The following is a 17,508-nucleotide window of genomic DNA, read 5'->3' on the forward strand; positions in this document are numbered from 1 at the left end:
TGGCACGGCTGCGCCCGGGCGCCGACGGAACCGGAGGCTGACCGAGCGGTCAACGTGGTACACTGCGCGCGCCCCCGCGGTGGGGGCGAGACCGCATCCGCTGGGGGGACAGGGCTGCATGGCGGGGACGCCCGACGAGACGCTGGTGACGATTCGGGGCCTGCGCTTCCGCCGGGGCGCGCGGCTCGTCTTCGACGGTGTCGACATCGACATCCCGCGCGGCCGCGTCACCGCCGTCATGGGGCCGAGCGGGACCGGCAAGACCACCCTGCTGCGCCTGATCGGGGGGCAGCTTCGGCCCGAGGCGGGCTCGGTGCGCGTGGGCGGCGTCGAGGTGCCGCGGCTCGGGCGAGACGCGCTCTACCGGCTGCGCCGCCGCATCGGCGTCCTCTTCCAGAGCGGGGCGCTCCTGACCGACCTCAGCGTCTTCGACAACGTCGCCTTCCCCTTGCGCGAGCACACGCGGCTGCCGGAGCGGCTGATCCGCGACATCGTGCTCATGAAGCTCGAGGCGGTGGGGCTGCGCGGGGCGCGCGACCTCATGCCGGCGCAGCTCTCGGGCGGCATGGCGAGGCGCGTGGCGCTGGCCCGCGCCATCGCCCTCGACCCCGAGATGGTGCTCTACGACGAGCCCTTCACGGGCCAGGACCCCATCTCCATGGGGGTGCTGGCGAGCCTCATCCGCACCCTCAACGACGCCCTGGGGCTGACCAGCGTGGTGGTCTCGCACGACGTGGCGGAGACCACCGCCATCGCCGACTACTGCTACGTCCTCGCCGAGGGGCGGGTGGTGGCCCACGGCCCGCCGCAGGCCCTGCGGGAGACGGACTCGGCCTGGGTGCGCCAGTTCCTGGGGGGGCTTCCCGACGGGCCGGTGGCCTTCCACTACCCGGCGCCGCCGCTGGCCGAGGAGCTGCTCGGGGGGGCGGCGTGAACGCCCTCGCGGCCCTCGGCCGCTGGGCGCTGGGGGTGCTGGCGCGCCTCGGCCGCGGCCACCTCTTCCTCGCCGCCGTGCTCGCCGGGGTTCCGGCGCTCATGCTGCGGCCGCGGCTCGTGGTGCAGCAGCTCTACGCCGTGGGCGTGCTCTCGCTCATCATCACCGTGGTCTCGGGGCTGTTCGTGGGCATGGTCCTGGGGCTGCAGGGCTACAACACCCTGGTGGACTTCGGCGCCGAGGAGTCGCTGGGGGTGGTGGTGGCCCTGTCGCTGGTGCGCGAGCTGGGGCCGGTGGTGGCGGCGCTGCTCTTCGCCGGGCGCGCCGGCACCGCGCTGACCGCCGAGATCGGCCTCATGAAGGCCACGGAGCAGCTCGCCGCGCTGGAGATGATGGCGGTGGATCCGCTGCGGCGGGTGGTGGCGCCGCGCTTCGTCGCCGGGGTGCTGGCGATGCCGCTCCTGGCCGCCATCTTCAGCGCCGTCGGCATCCTCGGCGGCTATTTCGTGGGGGTGGGGCTGCTGGGCGTGGACGAGGGGGCCTTCTGGTCGCAGATGCAGGCGCGCGTCGAGCTCATGGACGACGTCTACAATGGGGTGGTCAAGAGCGTCGTCTTCGGGGTCGTGGCGTCGTGGATCGCGGTCTTCGAGGGCCACGACGCCGTGCCCACCTCCGAGGGCGTGAGCCGCGCCACCACCCGCACCGTCGTCCACACCGCGCTGGCGGTGCTGGGTCTGGACTTCCTCCTGACCGCGCTGATGTTCGGGGAGGCCTGAGCGTGGATCGAACGAGAGCGACCGAGATCGCGGTGGGCGTCTTCGTGGCCCTGGGGCTTGCGGCCCTGTTCATGCTCGCCGTGCGGGTGAGCAACCTCAGCGCCCTCGGCGACGGCGAGGGCTACACGCTGCTTGCCCGCTTCGACAACATCGGCGGCCTCAAGCCGCGGGCGCCGGTGACCATGGCGGGCGTGCGCATCGGCCGCGTGGAGGCCATCGACTTCGACCAGGAGACCTACCAGGCGGTGGTGCGGATGCGCATCCGCCGCAGCTACGATCGCATCCCGAAGGACACCAGCGCCAGCATCCTCACCGCGGGGCTGCTGGGCGAGCAGTACGTGGGCCTGGAGCCGGGCGGGGCGGAGACCTACCTGCGCGACGGCGACGAGATCCGGCTCACCCAGTCGGCGCTGGTGCTGGAGCGCATCATCGGGCAGGTGCTGTTCAACAAGGCCCAGGAGGGAGGCGGACCATGAGAGCCAGGCGATGGATGCTCGCGCTGATGCTGGGGCCGCTCGCCGCGGCGGCGCAGCCGGTGGACTTCGACGTCGCCGTGCGCCGGGCCCTGGAGCAGGACCCGCGGCTTGCCGAGCGGCGCCACCTGGTGGAGGCGGCGCGGGCGCTGCTGCAGGAGGCCCTGGGCAACGGCGCTACGCGGATCGAGGCCACCGCCTTCCTCGGTCTGGCGCCGGATGTGGAGGGCGGGCCCTTCGAGGGGGGCAGCTTCACCTGCACCTCGCCCTGCCGGCTGCGTGACGACGGGCCGCTGCCGGATGGGGTCACGCCCTGGCTCAACCTGCGCCTGGCGATCATCAAGCCCCTCGCCACCTTCGGCAAGATCGAGCGCTACGCCGAGGCCGCGCAGGCCAACGTCGACGTGCGCCGCGGCGACGTGCGCCTGGAGCAGGGGCGGATCGTCACCCAGGTGGCACACGCCTACTACGGCTTCCTCGCCGCCCGCGACACCCGGCGCCTGCTGGAGCAGGTCGGGCGGCTGGCGGAGGATGCCGAGGTCACGGTGGAGAAGCGCCTCGAGGAGGGCGCCTCCGGGGTGCGCCAGTCCGACCTCTATGCGGTGCGCAACGGCAAGGCGCTCATCGAGCGCTTCCTCGCCGAGGCGCGGGGTCTCGAGGCGGTGGCGGCCGAGGGCCTGCGGGTGCTTGCGGGGCTCGAGGGCGAGGTGGAGGTGGCCGATCGGGGCCTGCGCCCGCTGCCCCTGCCGGAGGGGGATCTGGCCACGCTGCAGCGGCGGGCCCTGGAGCGGCGCCCGGAGATGGCCCAGCTGGAGGCCGGGCTGCGGGCGCGGCGGGCGCTGGTGGAGGCGGCGCGGGCCGAGCGGAGGCCCAACCTGTTCGCCGGCCTCATCGGCACCCTCTCGGTGTCGGGGCGCGAGGACCTGGAGAACCCGTTCATCGTCGACCCCTTCAACAGCGCCGGCCTCACCCCGGTGGTGGGGGTGCAGTGGTCCTGGGCCACGGGGGTGCAGCCGGCCCGGGTCGCGCGGGCCCGGGCCGAGCTCGACGCCCTCGTGGAGAAGGGGGCCTTCGCCCGCCGCGGGATCCCGTTCCAGGTGGCCGAGGCCTACCACCGCGCCCGCTCCCTGCGCGAGGCGGTGGCGGCGCTCGAGCGCGCAAGCCGTGCCGGCCGGCGCTGGATGCTCGGCACCTTCGCCGACTTCGAGGCCGGGCTCGAGACCTCGGATCGGCTGGTGGAGGCGTTCAAGGGCTACGTGCTGAGCCATGCCGACTATCTCGCCACCCTGCACCAGTACAACCTGCAGGTGGTGGCGCTGCGGCAGGCGACGGGGGATCTGCCATGACGAGACGATGGCTGCTGGGTGTGCTGATGGTCCTGTGGGCGGCGGCGCCGGCGGTGCCGGCGGCGCCGGATCCGGACGAGGCGCGGGCGCTGGTGGAACGCACCACCCGCCAGGTGCTGGACGCGGTGCGGGCCCGCCGCGCCGAGCTCGAGAAGGACCCGGCGCGGGTCTACGACATCATCGAGCGCTTCGTCCTGCCGCACTTCGACTTCCAGCGCATGTCGCAGCACGTGCTGGGGGTGCACTGGCGGCGGGCGACCCCGGAGCAGCGCCGCCGCTTCGTGCGCGCCTTCGAGCGGTTGCTGGTGCGGACCTACGGCTCGGCGGTGGGCAAGTACCGCGACGAGCGCATCGTCTTCGCCCCGGTGAAGGCAAGGCCCGGGGCGGACGACGTCGTGGTCCATGCCGAGGTGGAGCAGCCGGGGGGCTTCCCCATCGGCCTCGACTACCGTCTCTACTACGGCGCCGAGGGCTGGAAGGTCTACGACATCGTGGTGGACGGCTTGAGCCTGCTGACCAACTACCGCACCAGCTTCCGCGACGAGATCCGGCGTGCCGGGCTCGAGGCGCTGATCGTCCGGCTCGAGGAGCAGGCGTCCTCCGGTGGCTGAGCTGCGTCTGGAGGCGGCGGGGCCCGGGCGGGTGCGGCTCGCCGGGGCGCTCACCCACGAGACGGTGCCGGCCCTGCTGGAGCGGGGGCTGCCGGCGGCGGGGGAGGGGCTGACGGTGGACCTCGCCGGGCTCGACCGCGTCGACAGCGCCGGGCTCGCCCTGCTCATCGAGTGGCTGCGCCGGGCGCGGGGGACGCTGCGCTACGAGGGGGCGCCGCAGCCGCTGCGGGCGCTCGCCCGCGTCGGCGGCGTGGCGGGGCTGCTGGGGCTCGCGGGGCCGTGAACGAGGCGGTCCGCGTCGAGGGGCTGCGCAAGCGCTACGGCGCGCTGGAGGCGCTGCGCGGCATCGACCTCGCCATCGGCCGGGGCGAGTTCTTCGGCCTCCTGGGGCCCAACGGCGCGGGCAAGTCGACGCTGATCCACGTCATGGCGGGGCTCGCCCGGCCCACCCAGGGGCGCGTCGCGGTCCTCGGCCACGACGTCGTGCGCGACTACCGGCGGGCCCGGCGCTGCCTCGGGGTGGTGCCGCAGGAGCTGGTCTACGACCCCTTCTTTACGGTGCGCGAGATCCTCGAGATCCAGTCCGGCTACTTCGGGCTGGGGCGCGCCAACCGCCCCTGGATCGAGGAGCTGATCGAGACCCTGAGCCTCGCCGACAAGGCCGACACCAACGTCCAGGCGCTCTCCGGCGGGATGAAGCGGCGGGTGCTCATCGCGCTCGCGCTGGTGCACCGCCCGCCGGTGGTGGTGCTGGACGAGCCCACGGCGGGGGTGGACGTGGAGCTGCGGCAGGCGCTGTGGCAGTTCGTGCGCCGCCTCCACGGCGACGGCCACACCATCGTGCTCACCACCCACTACCTGGAGGAGGCGGAGGCGCTGTGCGAGCGCATCGCCATCCTCGACCGCGGACAGCTCAAGGCCCTGGACCGCAAGGAGGCGCTGCTGGCGCGCTACCCGTACCGGCTGCTGTGCCTGACCGTGGACGGCGATCCCGCGCGGCTGCCGCCGGCGGTGGCGGCGCTGGTGGTGGCGCGCGAAGGCAGCCGCCTGACCCTGCGCCTCAATCGGCTCGACCACCGCGTCGGCGACGTCCTCGAGGCGCTGCGCGCGGCGGGGCTGCGGGTGGCGGACCTCGGCACGCGCGAGCCGAGCCTGGAGGAGGTCTTCCTCGAGCTCGTGGGGAGGGAGGCGGCGTGAAGGCGGCGCCCTGGCTCGGGTTCTGGACCTTGTGCCGCAAGGAGATCCTGCGCTACCTCAAGGTCACGGTGCAGACGCTCCTGACGCCGGTGGTGACGGCGCTGCTGTACCTGGCGGTGTTCGCCCAGGTGCTCGCCGAGCAGCCGGAGGTCTACCCGGGCGTGGGCTATGTCGCCTTCCTGGTGCCGGGGCTGGCGATGATGACGGTGATCCAGAACGCCTTCGCCAACAGCTCCTCGAGCCTGATCCAGTCGAAGATGGTGGGCAGCCTCGTCTTCGTGCTCGTGGCCCCCATCTCGGCGGCGGAGTTCTACCTCGCCTTCGTGCTCGCCGCGGTGACCCGCGGCCTCCTCGTGGGGGCGGGGGTGCTCCTGGCGACGGCCTGGTTCGTCGACCTGCCGCTGGCCCACGCCGGCTGGGCGCTGGCCTTCGTGGTCCTGGCGGGGGCGGCCCTCGGGGGGCTGGGGGTGATCGCGGGGGTGGTCTCGGACAAGTTCGAGCAGCTGGCGGCGTTCCAGAACTTCGTGGTGCTGCCGCTCTCGTTCCTGAGCGGGGTGTTCTACTCCATCCACGCCCTGCCGCCGCTGTGGGCGGAGCTGTCCCGCTTCAACCCGTTCTTCTATATGATAGACGGCTTTCGCTACGGCTTCTTCGGCGTCTCCGACGTCGCGCCCGCGACCAGCCTCGCGGTGGTCGCGGCGGCGGCGGTGACGGTGGCGGCGGTCGCGGTGGTGATGCTTGCGCGCGGCTACAAGATCCGGCTCTGAGCGAGGTGAGGGCGAGATGGACGCGGAGACGATCCGGGGCCTGATCGAGGCGGGGCTGCCCGGGGCGCGGGCCTACGTCCGCGGCGACGACGGCACCCACTTCGAGGCCGTGGTGGTGAGCGAGGCCTTCGAGGGCAAGGGGCTGCTGGAGCAGCACCGCCTGGTGTACGCCACGCTCGGCGATCGCATGCGCGAGGAGATCCACGCCCTCGCCCTCAAGACCTACACCCCGGGGCAGTGGGAGGCGGCGGGATGCCCGCGGCCGTAGCGGCGGCGCAGAGCGCCCCGCGTCGCGTGCGCGGCAGCGACCGGCTGCTGGTGCGGGGCGGCGTCGCCCTCGCCGGCGAGATCCGCATCTCCGGGGCGAAGAACGCGGCCCTCCCGGTGATGATCGCCTCGCTGCTCGCCGACGGCCCGCTCACGGTGGGCAACATCCCCCACCTTCACGACGTCACCACCACGATGGAGCTGCTCGGGCGCATGGGCGTGGAGCTGCTGGTGGACGAGCGCATGAACGTGGAGATCGACCCGCGCCCGATCCGCTCCTTCGTCGCCCCCTACGAGCTGGTCAAGACCATGCGCGCCTCGATTCTGGTGCTGGGGCCGCTGCTTGCGCGCTACGGGCGGGCCGACGTCTCGCTCCCAGGGGGCTGCGCCATCGGCTCGCGCCCGGTGAACCTGCACATCGAGGGGCTGCGGGCCATGGGGGCGGAGATCGACGTGGAGGGCGGCTACATCCGCGCCCGCGCCCGCCGCCTGCGGGGGGCGCGCATCGTCCTGGACCTGGTCACGGTGACCGGCACCGAGAATCTCATGATGGCCGCCACCCTCGCCGAGGGGACCACCGTGATCGAGAACGCCGCGCGCGAGCCCGAGGTGGTGGATCTCGCCAACTGCCTGCGGGCCATGGGCGCGCGCATCGAGGGCGCCGGCACCGACACCATCGTCGTCGAGGGGGTGGAGACGCTGCAGGGGGCGAGCCACCGCATCCTCCCCGACCGCATCGAGACCGGCACCTATCTCGTCGCCGCCGCCATGACCGGCGGGCGCGTCCGGCTCAAGGACACCCGCGCCGACATCCTCGACGCGGTGCTCGCCAAGCTGCGCGAGGCCGGGGCCGAGATCCGCACGGGCGAGGACTGGATCGAGCTCGACATGCAGGGGCGCAGGCCGCGCGCGGTGGACGTCTCCACCGCACCCTACCCGGCGTTCCCCACCGACATGCAGGCGCAGTTCACGGCCCTGAACGCCATCGCCGAGGGGGTCGGGACGGTCACCGAGACGGTGTTCGAGAACCGCTTCATGCATGTTCCGGAGCTGCAGCGCATGGGCGCCGACATCCGCCTCAAGGGCAACGTCGCCATCTGCCGCGGGGTCGAGCGCCTGACCGGGGCGCCGGTGATGGCCACCGACCTTCGCGCCTCGGCGAGCCTCGTCCTCGCCGGGCTCGTCGCCGACGGCGAGACCCTCGTCGACCGCATCTACCACATCGACCGCGGCTACCACTGCATCGAGGAGAAGCTCCAGCAGCTGGGGGCGCGCATCCGCCGCATCGCGGGCTGAGGGCGGGGCGGTGCAGGCGCTGACCATCGCGCTGGCCAAGGGGCGCATCCTCCGCGAGGCCCTCCCCCTCCTGGCCGCGGCCGGGATCGAGCCGGCCGAGGACCTCGCGCGCAGCCGCCGCCTGATCGTGGAGACCACCCGCCCGGGGGTGCGGCTGGTGGTGGTGCGGGCCGCCGACGTGCCGGCCTACGTGGAGCACGGCGGCGCCCATCTCGGCGTCACCGGCGCCGATGTCCTCATGGAACACGGCGCCGAGACCCTCTACGAGCCGGTGGACCTCGGCATCGCCCGCTGCCGCCTGATGGTGGCGGCGCCGGCGGGGCGGCTCCTGCCGCCGGGGCGGCTGCGGGTGGCCACCAAGTACCCCCGCATCGCGCGCCGCCACTTCGCCGCCGAGGGCCGGCACGTGGACCTGATCAAGCTCTACGGCTCCATGGAGCTCGCGCCGCTGGTGGGCATGGCCGACTGCATCGTGGATCTGGTGGAGACGGGGCGGACGCTCGCCGCCAACGGGCTCGAGCCGCGCGCGCTGGTGGCCGAGATCAGCGCCCGCCTGGTGGTGAACCGCGCCGCGCACAAGCTGCACCATCCGCGGGTGGAGGCGCTGGTGGCCCGGATCGCGCAGGCCGCGGCGGGCCGCGCACGGGGGGAGACGGCATGACGATGGCGATCCGCAGGCTCGATTCCGCGGCGGCCGACTTCTGGCGGCAGCTCGACGCCCTCCTGGCCTGGGAGTCGGTGGCCGACGAGACGGTGCAGGCCGCGGTGGCGGAGATCCTCGCCGCGGTGCGCGCCCGCGGGGACGCCGCGCTGCTCGAGTACACGCGGCGCTTCGACGGCGTGGAGGCGGCCTCGGTGGCCGAGCTCGAGATCCCGCAGGCCCGCCTGCAGGCGGCGCTGGAGGCCGTCTCACCCGAGCTTCGGGAGGCCCTGGAGAGCGCCGCCGCGCGCATCCGCGCCTACGCCGAGCGGCAGCGGCTCGCGTCCTGGCGCTACGAGGAGGCCGACGGCACGGTGCTGGGGCAGCGGGTGACGCCGCTCGACCGCGTCGGCCTCTACGTGCCCGGGGGCAAGGCCGCCTATCCCTCCTCGGTGCTCATGAACGCGGTGCCGGCGCGGGTCGCCGGCGTCGGCGAGCTGGTGATGGTCTCGCCGACGCCGCGGGGCGAGGTCAACGAGCTGGTGCTCGCCGCGGCCGCGGTGGCCGGGGTCGACCGCTGCTTCGCCGTCGGCGGGGCCCAGGCGGTGGCGGCGCTCGCCTACGGCACCGAGACCATCCCCGCCGTGGACAAGATCGTCGGTCCCGGCAACATCTACGTCGCCGCCGCCAAGCGCGCCGTCTTCGGCACCGTGGGCATCGACATGGTGGCCGGGCCGTCGGAGATCCTGGTGATCTGCGACGGCGCCACCGACCCCGAGTGGGTGGCCATGGACCTCTTCTCCCAGGCCGAGCACGACGAGGACGCCCAGGCCATCCTGGTCAGCCCCGACCGGGCGTTTCTCGACGCGGTGGCCGAGGCCGTCGGGCGGCTGCTGCCGGCCCAGCCGCGCCGCGCCATCATCGAGCGCTCCCTCGGCGCGCGCGGGGCGCTCATCGCCGTGCGCGACCTCGAGGAGGCGGCGGCGGTGGCCAACCGCATCGCCCCCGAGCACCTCGAGCTCTCGGTGGCCGATCCCGAACCGCTCCTTGCGCGCATCCGCCATGCCGGGGCGGTCTTCCTCGGCCGCTACACCGCGGAGGCCGTGGGCGACTACTGCGCCGGGCCCAACCACGTGCTGCCCACCTCCCGCACCGCGCGCTTCTCCTCGCCGCTGGGGGTCTACGACTTCCAGAAGCGCACCAGCATCATCGGCTGCTCGCCGGAGGGGGCGGCGCGGCTCGGACGCACGGCGGCGGTGCTCGCCCGCGGCGAGGGGCTCGAGGCCCACGCCCGCTCCGCGGAGCTTCGGGGCGGCGGCGATGGCTGAGGCGGCACCGCGCGTGACGGCGGTCATCCGCGAGGAGATCCGCGCCCTTGCCGCCTACCACGTGCCGCCGGCACAGGGACTGGTCAAGCTCGACGCCATGGAGAACCCCTACACCTGGCCGCCGGAGATGGTGGCCGAGTGGCTGCGCCTGCTGGAGCGGGTGGCGGTGAACCGCTACCCGGACCCCGGCGCCGAGGCCCTCAAGGCGCGCCTGCGCGAGGCCATGGGTGTGCCCGAAGGCGCCGGCATCCTGCTCGGCAACGGCTCCGACGAGATCATCCAGATCCTCGCCCTCGCCGCCGGTGGGCCGCGGCGGGCGGTGGTGGCGCCGGAGCCGGGCTTCGTCATGTACCGCATGATCGCCACCTTCTGCGGGCTGGGTTACCGCGGCGTGCCGCTGCGGGCCGAGGACTTCGCCCTGGACGTGGGCGCGATGCGCGCGGCGCTGCGGGAGGCGCGCCCGGCGCTGGTCTTTCTCGCCGCGCCCAACAACCCCACCGGCAACCTCTTCGACGAGGCCGCGCTGCGGGCGGTGATCGAGGCCGCGCCGGGGCTGGTGGTGGTGGACGAGGCCTATGCGCCCTTCGCCGACTTCACGGCCATGGGATGGCTGGCCGAATACCCGCACCTGCTGGTGATGCGCACGGTGTCGAAGCTGGGGCTGGCGGGGCTGCGGCTCGGGCTGCTGGCGGGCGATCCGGCCTGGATCGCGGAGCTCGAGAAGGTGCGCCTGCCCTACAACGTCAACGTCCTCACCCAGGTGAGCGCCGAGTTCGCGCTCCGCCACGGCGAGGTCTTCGCCGCCCAGACCGCCGCCATCCGCGCCGAGCGGGCGCGTCTGCACGGGGCCCTGGCGGCGGTGGCGGGGGTGCGGGTCTGGCCGAGCCGGGCCAACTTCCTCCTCTTCCGGGTGCCGGCCGGACGGGCGGGCGAGGTCTTCGAGGGGCTGCGCACGCGCGGCGTCCTGGTCAAGAACCTCGACGGCAGCCACCCGCTGCTGGCCGACTGCTTGCGCGTGACCGTGGGCAGGCCGGAGGAGAACGACGCCTTCCTCGCCGCCCTCGAGGCGGTGCTCGGCGCCTGAGGGGCGCCCCGGGGGGGCCGGGGCGCCGGTCCTCAGATGAAGAGGCAGATGTCGGATTCGCCCGCGAACTCGAAGAAGGTGGCGGCGCCGCCGTACTCGATGCCGTCGATGAACTCGTCGGGCGTGAAGTCGAAGAGGTCCACCGTCATCTGGCAGGCGATGAGCTTGACCTCGGCCTCCTGGCAGAGCTCGCGCAGCTCCTCGATGCTGGCCACGCCCTTGGACTTGAGCTTCTGCTTCATCATCGCCGTCATCATGCCCTGCATGCCGGGCAGGGCCGTCAGCGCCACCGGGAACCACTTGTCCATGCCCAGGGGCATGGGCATGCCGGGGTTGCCGAGCGGCGTCACCTGCAGGTCCAGCTTCTTGCGCAGCAGCTGCAGGCCGTAGAAGGTGAAGAAGATCTGCACCTCGTAGCCGAGGGCGGCTGCGGTGGAGGCGAGGATGAAGGGCGGATAGGCCCAGTCGAGGGACCCCTTGGTGGCGATGATGGCCAGCTTCTTGGTGTCGGACATGGTGGACTCCTCCCGCCGACCGCGGGCGGCGGCGCTCCCTCGCCGCGCGGGGCGGTCAGGCCTTCTTGATCAGGAAATAGTACTTGCCGCCCTCCTCGCCGGACTCCAGCAGCTCGTTGCCGGTCTGCTTCGCGAAGGCGTCGAAGTCCTTCACCGAGCCCGGGTCGGTGGCGATGACGCGCAGCACCTGCCCGCTCTGCATGGTGGCGAGGGTCTTCTTGGTGCGCAGGATGGGCAGCGGGCAGTTGAGGCCGGTGGCGTCGAGCTCCTGGTCGAACTGGGTCATCGGTGTTCCTCCCCGTCTCGTCGCGGATCATCAGCATTGCAGAATAAGAGAGGCTGCTTATATTGCACCTGCGTCGCCGCCTGCAACACCCCATCCGGGAGGGGGACCGGGGAACCCGCCCGGAGCTTGCAGGGTCCACTGACGGCATGAGGGGGTGGCGCATGGCGGTGCTCGCACTGGCCGCGGTCTGCGCGGCAGGCCGGGCTGCGCCCGTGGCTCTGCCGGAGATGGGGGATGCCTCGGCGGCGGTGCTGCCGGCGGAGGAGGCGGCGCGCATCGGCCGCGCCTTCCACCAGCGCCTCTATCGCGCCGGGCGCATCCTGGAGGACCCGGAGGTGGACGCCTGGCTGCGCCACCTCGGGGGGCGCCTCGCCCAGGAGGCCGGGGCGGGGGGGGTGCATCTGTTCGTCGTGCGCGACCCCAGCCTCAACGCCTTCGCCGCCCCGGGCGGCTACATCGGCATCCACGCCGGCCTGATCCTCGCCGCCCGGCGCGAGGACGAGGTGGCGGCGGTGCTCGCCCACGAGATCGCCCACGTCACCCAGCGCCACCTCGCGCGCACGCTGGAGGCCATGCGCAGCCTCAGCCTGCCGACGGCGGTGGGGCTGCTCGCCGCAGTGCTCGCCGGGGCGGCGGACCCGCAGCTCGGACAGGCGGCGGTGGCGGGGGTGGTGGCGGGCCAGGCGCAGGCCCAGATCGGCTTCACCCGCGAGCACGAGCGCGAGGCCGACCGCGTGGGGATGGAGCTTCTGGCCGCGGCGGGCTTCGATCCCCAGGCCATGGCCGGTCTGTTCGAGACCCTGCAGCAGCGCGGGCGCTACTACACCGACGTCCTGCCGGAATTCCTGCGCACCCACCCGGTGACCGCGGCGCGTCTGGCCGAGGCCCGCGCCCGCGCCCGCGGCCTCGTCCCGCGCCCGGCCGAGGAGTCGGATTTCGCCTTCGCCCAGGCGCGGCTGCGGGTGCTCACGGCGGAGCGTCCCCTGGCGGCGGCCGCCCACTTCGAGCCCCTCCTCGAAGGCGGGCAGGCCACCCCGGCCCAGCGGGCGGCGGCGCACTACGGGCTTGCGCTGGCGCTGCGGCGGGCGGGCCGCCTCGAGGAGGCCGGGCGGCACGTGCAGGCCGCGCTCGCGGCGGCGCCGGACCGGCTGGCGGTGCGGCTCGAGCGGGCGCGGTGGCTTGCCGCCGCGGGACGGGAGGCGGAGGCGGGAGAGGCCTTCGCCGCGCTGGCCGCGGTCTTCCCGGGGAACGAGGCGGTGCTGGCGGCGTGGGCGCGCTTCCTCCTCGAGCGGGGGCAGGCGCGGGCGGCGCGGGATCTCCTGGTGGATGCGGTGCGGGGGGCGGCGGTGCCGGTCGCCCTGCGCGAGCTCCTCGCCCGCGCCCACATGGCGCTCGGCGAGCGGGCGGCGGCCCACGAGCAGCTTGCCGAGGCGGCGGCGCAGCGGGGGGACCTGGGCGCGGCCCTGGAGCAGGTGGCGCTGGCGCTGGCGGCGGATCCGGACCGCTACCGGAAGGCGCGGCTGGAGGCGCGCCGGGCGCGGCTGCAGGCGGAGATGGCGGAGAGGCGCTAGGCTTCGGTGCAGGCCGCCTACCCCGTTGGGGATAGCGCGACCGTCGGATTGGGGTATTTTTTGTCAGGTTGGCACTGCGTACAGTGCCCTCAGGAGGATCGGCCCTGGAAGGCGCACGATGCCTGGAGGAGCGTGGAGGAGCGAACGTGAGCGAGCTTGACGTCGGACGCAGGACCTTTCTGAGGACGGGGGCGACGGTGGCCGCGGTGGCGGCCCTCGTGGCCGCCGGGGTCATGAGCCCGCGGCGGGTCTTCGCCGCCTGGCCCGAGGCGGCCTTCAAGGCGGAGGAGCTGGAGGCGGCGCTCGAGGCCCTCTACGGCGAGCGCGGGCCGCAGGAGAGCGCGGCGATCCGCCTCAAGGCCCCCGAGATCGCGGAGAACGGCGCGGTGGTGCCGATCACGGTGGAGGCGGATCTCGCCGCGGTGGCCTCCATCGCCATCCTGGTGGAGAACAATCCGCTGCCGCTTGCGGCTCGCTTCCTGTTCGGCGAAGGCACGCTGCCGCAGGCCTCGACGCGGATCAAGATGGGCAAGACCTCCGGCGTCTACGCCGTGGCGGAGACCGCCGACGGCGTCTACGTGGCGAAGAAGGAGGTCAAGGTGACCATCGGCGGCTGCGGCTGAGGAGGGGGAGCGATGGCTGGCATGCGGATCCGGGCGAGGACGGAGGACGGGGTCACCACGGTCAAGGCCCTCATCAAGCACCCCATGGAGACCGGGCTGCGCAAGGACCCCAAGACCGGAGCGAAGATCCCGGCGCACCACATCACCGAGCTGGTGTGCGAGCACGAGGGGCGCACGGTGCTCACCTGCCACTGGGGCACCGCGGTGTCCAAGGACCCCTTCCTGGCCTTCGCCTTCAAGGGCGGGAAGAAGGGCGAGACGGTGCGCATCCGCTGGGTGGACAACAAGGGGCAGAGCGAGGAGGCGACGGCGCAGATCGGATGACGGGCCGCCGCCGTGCGCGCGCGAAGACCCCATGAGCGGCCCGCGTGAAGGCCGGCATCGTGCTGCGCCGGCGCGGGCCCGGGCTTCGAAGGAGGGAGGAGTCGTGATGCTGAGAAAGGCCGTGGGCGTGGCCGCCCTCGCCGCCGTGCTGTCGGCGCCGGCGGCGCTGGCGGGCGGCGGCTACGAGGGGATGGCGCCGGAGGAGATCCTCGACGCCTTGATCGAGAAGACGGGCTCGGCCTACCTGAGCCAGAGTCCGCAGAACCGCATGATGATGCCCGACAACCCGGCCTACTGGGTGGCCGAGGAGGGCAAGGCGCTCTTCCACGCCAAGCGCGGGCCCAAGCAGGTCTCGCTGGAGGGCTGCGACTTCGGCAAGGGTCCGGGCGTGCTCAAGGGGGCCTACGTGGAGCTGCCCCGCTACTTCCCGGACGCCGGGCGGGTGATGGACCTGGAGAGCCGGCTCGTCTACTGCATGATCACCCTGCAGGGCTTCTCCAAGGACGATCCGGCGGTGAAGAAGCTCCACGGCAGCAACACGGACATCATGAAGCTGATGACCTACATCGCCATGCAGTCCAACGGCATGCCGTGGAACCCGCCCCTCGGGCACCCGCTCGAGCGCGCCATGCGGGATGCCGGCGAGGTGCTCTTCTACCGCCGCATGGGGCCGATGGACTTCAGCTGCAACACCTGTCACGGCCAGCAGGGCCGGCGCATCCGCGCCTCGGTGCTGCCGAGCGTCTACGTCCCCGAGGAGTGGACCAAGGCCATCTCCTGGCCGGCCGAGCGGGTGGGGCAGGGCAACGTCCGCAGCAGCCAGCACCGGCTGCGGGGCTGCCTGTGGCAGATGCGCCTGCCCCGCATCATCGAGGGCTCCGACGCCTCCATCGCCCTGCTCTCGTTCTGGACCGACCGTGCGCGGGGCCAGCCGGCGATCCTGCCGGATCTGAAGCGGTAAGGAGGGAGGAGTCGCTGTGATGCCCAAGAAGCACAACCACAAGCTCGCGCCGGCGGCCCTCGTGCTCGCCGGGGGGATGGCGCTCGCAGGCTGCGCCGGCACCGGCGCGGCCCAGAAGGATCCCACGGGCTACAGCCGCATGAGCCCGGAGGCGCTCGCCGAGCACCTGCTCTTCAACAGCAACAGCTTCAAGCTGGAGGAGCCGACCCAGGAGGGCGGAGTCGCCCGCGACCGCCTCGTCCAGGACGAGACCCAGAAGCTCTGCTCGGCCCTGCGCAACCGCCCGGCGGACCCGCAGACCGCGCAGCGGGTCAAGGCGGTGGCGCAGGCGAGCCTGCGCTACCCCGAGGGCGGGATCCGCCTCGGCGACTGGCGCATCGGCTTCGACCTCGCCTGGTCGGGCGAGGGCTGGCGCATCGGCCACAGGGTGGATGACCACAGCAAGCTCAAGAACGGCCCCGGCGCCAACTGCTACAACTGCCACGACCTCACCGCCGATCGCGACGGCGGCACCATCGGTCCTTCCCTGCGCGGCTACGGCAAGCGGCGGGGCATGAGCGAGGCGACGCTGCGCTACACCTACGAGATGATCTACAACCCGAACCTGCACTTCCCCTGCACCCGCATGCCGCGGTTCGGGGCCAAGGGGCTGCTCACGCAGGAGCAGATCGCCCACGTGATGGCGTTCCTGCTCGACCCGGCCTCGCCGGTCAATCAGTAGCCGTCGCGCAGCAGCGACGCGGGCCCGGCCTGTGCCGCAGGCCGGGCCCGTTCGGCTCCGGAGGAGGATCCCATGAGCATGACGCGGCGCGAGTTCCTCCAGGTGCTGGCGGCGGCGGGGGCGGCCGGGATGGCGCTGCCCGGCATCGCCGGGGCGGCGGAGGCGGGCGATCCCTACGACCTGCCGCGCTTCGGCAACGTCTCCCTGCTGCACCTCACCGACAGCCACGCCCAGCTCCTGCCGGTCTACTACCGCGAGCCCCACCTCAATCTGGGGGTGGCGGGGATGCGCGGCCAGCCGCCGCACCTCGTGGGCGAGGCCTTCCTGCGCCGCTACGGGATCCCCCGCGGCGGCCGCGAGGCCTACGCCTTCACCTACCTCGACTACGTGGAGGCGGCCCGGCGCTACGGGCGGGTGGGCGGCTACGCCCACCTCGCCACCCTGGTGCGGCGCCTGCGCGAGAGCCGCCCGGGGGCGCTCCTCCTCGACGGCGGGGACACCTGGCAGGGCTCGGCGACCTCCCTGTGGAGCAACGCCCAGGACATGGTGGATGCGCAGCTCCTCCTCGGCGTCGACGTCATGACGCCGCACTGGGAGTTCACCTTCGGCGCCTCGCGGGTGATGGAGATCCTCGAGCAGGACTTCGAGGACCGCCTCGCTTTCGTCGCCCAGAACGTGGTGGACAACGAGTGGGAGGAGCCCGTCTTCGAGCCCTACGTGATCCGCGAGGTGGGCGGGGTGCCGGTGGCGGTGATCGGCCAGGCCTTCCCCTACACGCCGGTGGCCAACCCGCGCTACCTCATCCCCCAGTGGAGTATGGGCATCCGCGAGGAGCGGCTGCAGGGGCTGGTGGAGGAGGTCCGCGGCAAGGGGGCGCAGGTGGTGGTGCTGCTCTCGCACAACGGGATGGACGTGGACCTGAAGCTCGCCTCGCGGGTGCGCGGTCTCGACGCCATCCTCGGCGGCCACACCCACGACGCCGTCCCCGAGCCCGTGGTGGTGGCGAACCCCGGCGGCCGCACCCTGGTCACCAACGCGGGCTCCAACGGCAAGTTCCTGGGGGTGCTGGATCTCGACGTGCGCGGCGGGCGGGTGCGCGACTTCCGCTACCGCCTGGTGCCCGTCTTCGCCGACCTGCTGCCGCCGGATCCGGCCATGGCGCGGCACATCCGCGAGGTGCGCGCGCCCTACGCGGAGCGGCTCGGCGAGCGCCTCGCCGTCGCCGGCGACCTGCTCTACCGCCGCGGCAACTTCAACGGCACCTTCGACCAGCTCATCTGCGACGCCCTCATGGCGGTGCTCGACGCCGAGATCGCCTTCTCGCCCGGCTTCCGCTGGGGCACCACGGTGCTGCCCGGGGACCCCATCACCTTCGAGGACGTCATGAACCAGACCGCCATCACCTACCCGGTGGTGACGCGCAACGAGCTCACGGGCGAGCAGATCAAGCTCATCCTCGAGGACGTGGCGGACAACCTGTTCAACAAGGATCCCTACTACCAGCAGGGCGGCGACATGGTGCGCGTCGGCGGCCTGCGCTACGCCATTGATCCCGAGGCCGAGATCGGCCACCGCATCCGCGGCATGGAGCTCGGCGGCAGGCCCCTGGACCCGAACAAGACCTACGTCGTGGCGAGCTGGGCCAGCGTCGCCCAGCGCCTCGAGGGGCGGCCGGTGTGGGACGTGGTGGCCGAGTACCTGCGCGGGCAGGAGACGGTGCGTGTGGGCCGGCCCAACGTCCCGCGCATCCTCGGCATGGAGGGCAACCCCGGGCTCGGGGCCGTCTGA

General features: G+C 73.2%; 21 protein-coding genes. 19 read left to right on the forward strand and 2 right to left on the reverse strand.

Annotated features, from left to right (window positions below; genetic code table 11):
* The first annotated feature begins 118 nt into the window (after positions 1-118).
* Genes EDC57_RS12130 through hisC form a run of 13 tightly spaced genes read left to right on the forward strand, consistent with a single transcriptional unit; the run spans position 119 to position 10,719 of the window.
* The gene (locus EDC57_RS12130) at positions 119-934 is read left to right on the forward strand and encodes an ABC transporter ATP-binding protein (protein ID WP_123402154.1); all 816 of its coding nucleotides are present in this window, start codon (positions 119-121) and stop codon (positions 932-934) included.
* Complete coding sequence (mlaE, locus tag EDC57_RS12135; RefSeq protein WP_123402155.1) at positions 931-1,710, forward strand: lipid asymmetry maintenance ABC transporter permease subunit MlaE; 780 nt, start codon at positions 931-933, stop codon at positions 1,708-1,710. Before EDC57_RS12130 ends, mlaE begins: the two co-directional genes overlap by 4 nt.
* Positions 1,711-1,712: 2 nt before the next feature.
* Positions 1,713-2,186, forward strand: coding sequence for an outer membrane lipid asymmetry maintenance protein MlaD (gene mlaD, locus EDC57_RS12140; RefSeq protein ID WP_123402156.1), 474 nt, complete (start codon positions 1,713-1,715; stop codon positions 2,184-2,186).
* Positions 2,183-3,529: a TolC family protein gene (locus tag EDC57_RS12145; protein WP_123402157.1), complete on the forward strand. Its 1,347-nt coding sequence runs from the start codon at positions 2,183-2,185 to the stop codon at positions 3,527-3,529. Before mlaD ends, EDC57_RS12145 begins: the two co-directional genes overlap by 4 nt.
* The gene (locus EDC57_RS12150; protein WP_123402158.1) at positions 3,526-4,140 is read left to right on the forward strand and encodes an MlaC/ttg2D family ABC transporter substrate-binding protein; all 615 of its coding nucleotides are present in this window, start codon (positions 3,526-3,528) and stop codon (positions 4,138-4,140) included. The genes EDC57_RS12145 and EDC57_RS12150 overlap by 4 nt, the downstream gene beginning before the upstream one ends.
* Entirely contained in the window at positions 4,133-4,423 is a 291-nt protein-coding gene (locus tag EDC57_RS12155) for an STAS domain-containing protein (RefSeq protein WP_123402159.1), read from the forward strand. The genes EDC57_RS12150 and EDC57_RS12155 overlap by 8 nt, the downstream gene beginning before the upstream one ends.
* Positions 4,420-5,337: an ABC transporter ATP-binding protein gene (locus EDC57_RS12160; RefSeq protein WP_123402160.1), complete on the forward strand. Its 918-nt coding sequence runs from the start codon at positions 4,420-4,422 to the stop codon at positions 5,335-5,337. Before EDC57_RS12155 ends, EDC57_RS12160 begins: the two co-directional genes overlap by 4 nt.
* A complete protein-coding gene (locus EDC57_RS12165) occupies positions 5,334-6,104 on the forward strand; it encodes an ABC transporter permease (protein WP_123402161.1) in 771 nt (256 codons plus the stop codon). The genes EDC57_RS12160 and EDC57_RS12165 overlap by 4 nt, the downstream gene beginning before the upstream one ends.
* A 16-nt stretch (positions 6,105-6,120) precedes the next feature.
* A complete protein-coding gene (locus EDC57_RS12170; RefSeq protein ID WP_123402162.1) occupies positions 6,121-6,372 on the forward strand; it encodes a BolA family protein in 252 nt (83 codons plus the stop codon).
* The gene (murA, locus tag EDC57_RS12175) at positions 6,357-7,667 is read left to right on the forward strand and encodes a UDP-N-acetylglucosamine 1-carboxyvinyltransferase (protein ID WP_123402163.1); all 1,311 of its coding nucleotides are present in this window, start codon (positions 6,357-6,359) and stop codon (positions 7,665-7,667) included. Before EDC57_RS12170 ends, murA begins: the two co-directional genes overlap by 16 nt.
* A 10-nt stretch (positions 7,668-7,677) precedes the next feature.
* On the forward strand, positions 7,678-8,328 hold the full coding sequence (gene hisG, locus EDC57_RS12180) for an ATP phosphoribosyltransferase (RefSeq protein ID WP_123402164.1): 651 nt from the start codon (positions 7,678-7,680) through the stop codon (positions 8,326-8,328).
* A gap of 2 nt (positions 8,329-8,330) precedes the next feature.
* Positions 8,331-9,635: a histidinol dehydrogenase gene (hisD, locus tag EDC57_RS12185; RefSeq protein WP_425454804.1), complete on the forward strand. Its 1,305-nt coding sequence runs from the start codon at positions 8,331-8,333 to the stop codon at positions 9,633-9,635.
* Positions 9,628-10,719, forward strand: a complete 1,092-nt coding sequence (hisC, locus tag EDC57_RS12190) for a histidinol-phosphate transaminase (RefSeq protein ID WP_123402166.1) — start codon at positions 9,628-9,630, stop codon at positions 10,717-10,719. Before hisD ends, hisC begins: the two co-directional genes overlap by 8 nt.
* A 32-nt stretch (positions 10,720-10,751) precedes the next feature.
* On the opposite strand, the gene dsrE2 is transcribed toward hisC, so the two are convergent.
* Both dsrE2 and EDC57_RS12200 read right to left on the reverse strand, forming a co-directional pair.
* Positions 10,752-11,234 (reverse strand): sulfur carrier protein DsrE2, encoded by a 483-nt coding sequence (dsrE2, locus tag EDC57_RS12195; RefSeq protein WP_123402167.1) that lies wholly within the window; start codon positions 11,232-11,234, stop codon positions 10,752-10,754.
* Positions 11,235-11,289: 55 nt separating this feature from the next.
* Positions 11,290-11,520, reverse strand: a complete 231-nt coding sequence (locus tag EDC57_RS12200) for a sulfurtransferase TusA family protein (protein ID WP_123402168.1) — start codon at positions 11,518-11,520, stop codon at positions 11,290-11,292.
* A 161-nt stretch (positions 11,521-11,681) separates the two neighbouring features.
* On the opposite strand from EDC57_RS12200, the gene EDC57_RS12205 reads away from it, so the two are divergent.
* From EDC57_RS12205 to soxB, 6 genes are all read left to right on the forward strand, one after another.
* Positions 11,682-13,091 carry a M48 family metalloprotease gene (locus EDC57_RS12205; protein ID WP_170165145.1) on the forward strand — a complete coding sequence of 470 codons (1,410 nt, stop codon included), beginning with the start codon at positions 11,682-11,684 and terminating at the stop codon, positions 13,089-13,091.
* Between the two features lie 146 nt (positions 13,092-13,237).
* The gene (gene soxY / locus EDC57_RS12210; RefSeq protein ID WP_123402170.1) at positions 13,238-13,714 is read left to right on the forward strand and encodes a thiosulfate oxidation carrier protein SoxY; all 477 of its coding nucleotides are present in this window, start codon (positions 13,238-13,240) and stop codon (positions 13,712-13,714) included.
* A gap of 12 nt (positions 13,715-13,726) precedes the next feature.
* Positions 13,727-14,038 (forward strand): thiosulfate oxidation carrier complex protein SoxZ, encoded by a 312-nt coding sequence (gene soxZ / locus EDC57_RS12215; protein WP_170165146.1) that lies wholly within the window; start codon positions 13,727-13,729, stop codon positions 14,036-14,038.
* A gap of 106 nt (positions 14,039-14,144) precedes the next feature.
* Positions 14,145-14,999, forward strand: a complete 855-nt coding sequence (gene soxA / locus EDC57_RS12220) for a sulfur oxidation c-type cytochrome SoxA (protein ID WP_123402172.1) — start codon at positions 14,145-14,147, stop codon at positions 14,997-14,999.
* Between the two features lie 19 nt (positions 15,000-15,018).
* The gene (gene soxX, locus EDC57_RS12225) at positions 15,019-15,720 is read left to right on the forward strand and encodes a sulfur oxidation c-type cytochrome SoxX (RefSeq protein ID WP_123402267.1); all 702 of its coding nucleotides are present in this window, start codon (positions 15,019-15,021) and stop codon (positions 15,718-15,720) included.
* Between the two features lie 72 nt (positions 15,721-15,792).
* Entirely contained in the window at positions 15,793-17,508 is a 1,716-nt protein-coding gene (soxB, locus tag EDC57_RS12230) for a thiosulfohydrolase SoxB (protein WP_211332000.1), read from the forward strand.

The sequence above is a fragment of the Inmirania thermothiophila genome, from assembly GCF_003751635.1.
GTDB classification, from domain to species: Bacteria; Pseudomonadota; Gammaproteobacteria; order DSM-100275; family DSM-100275; genus Inmirania; species Inmirania thermothiophila.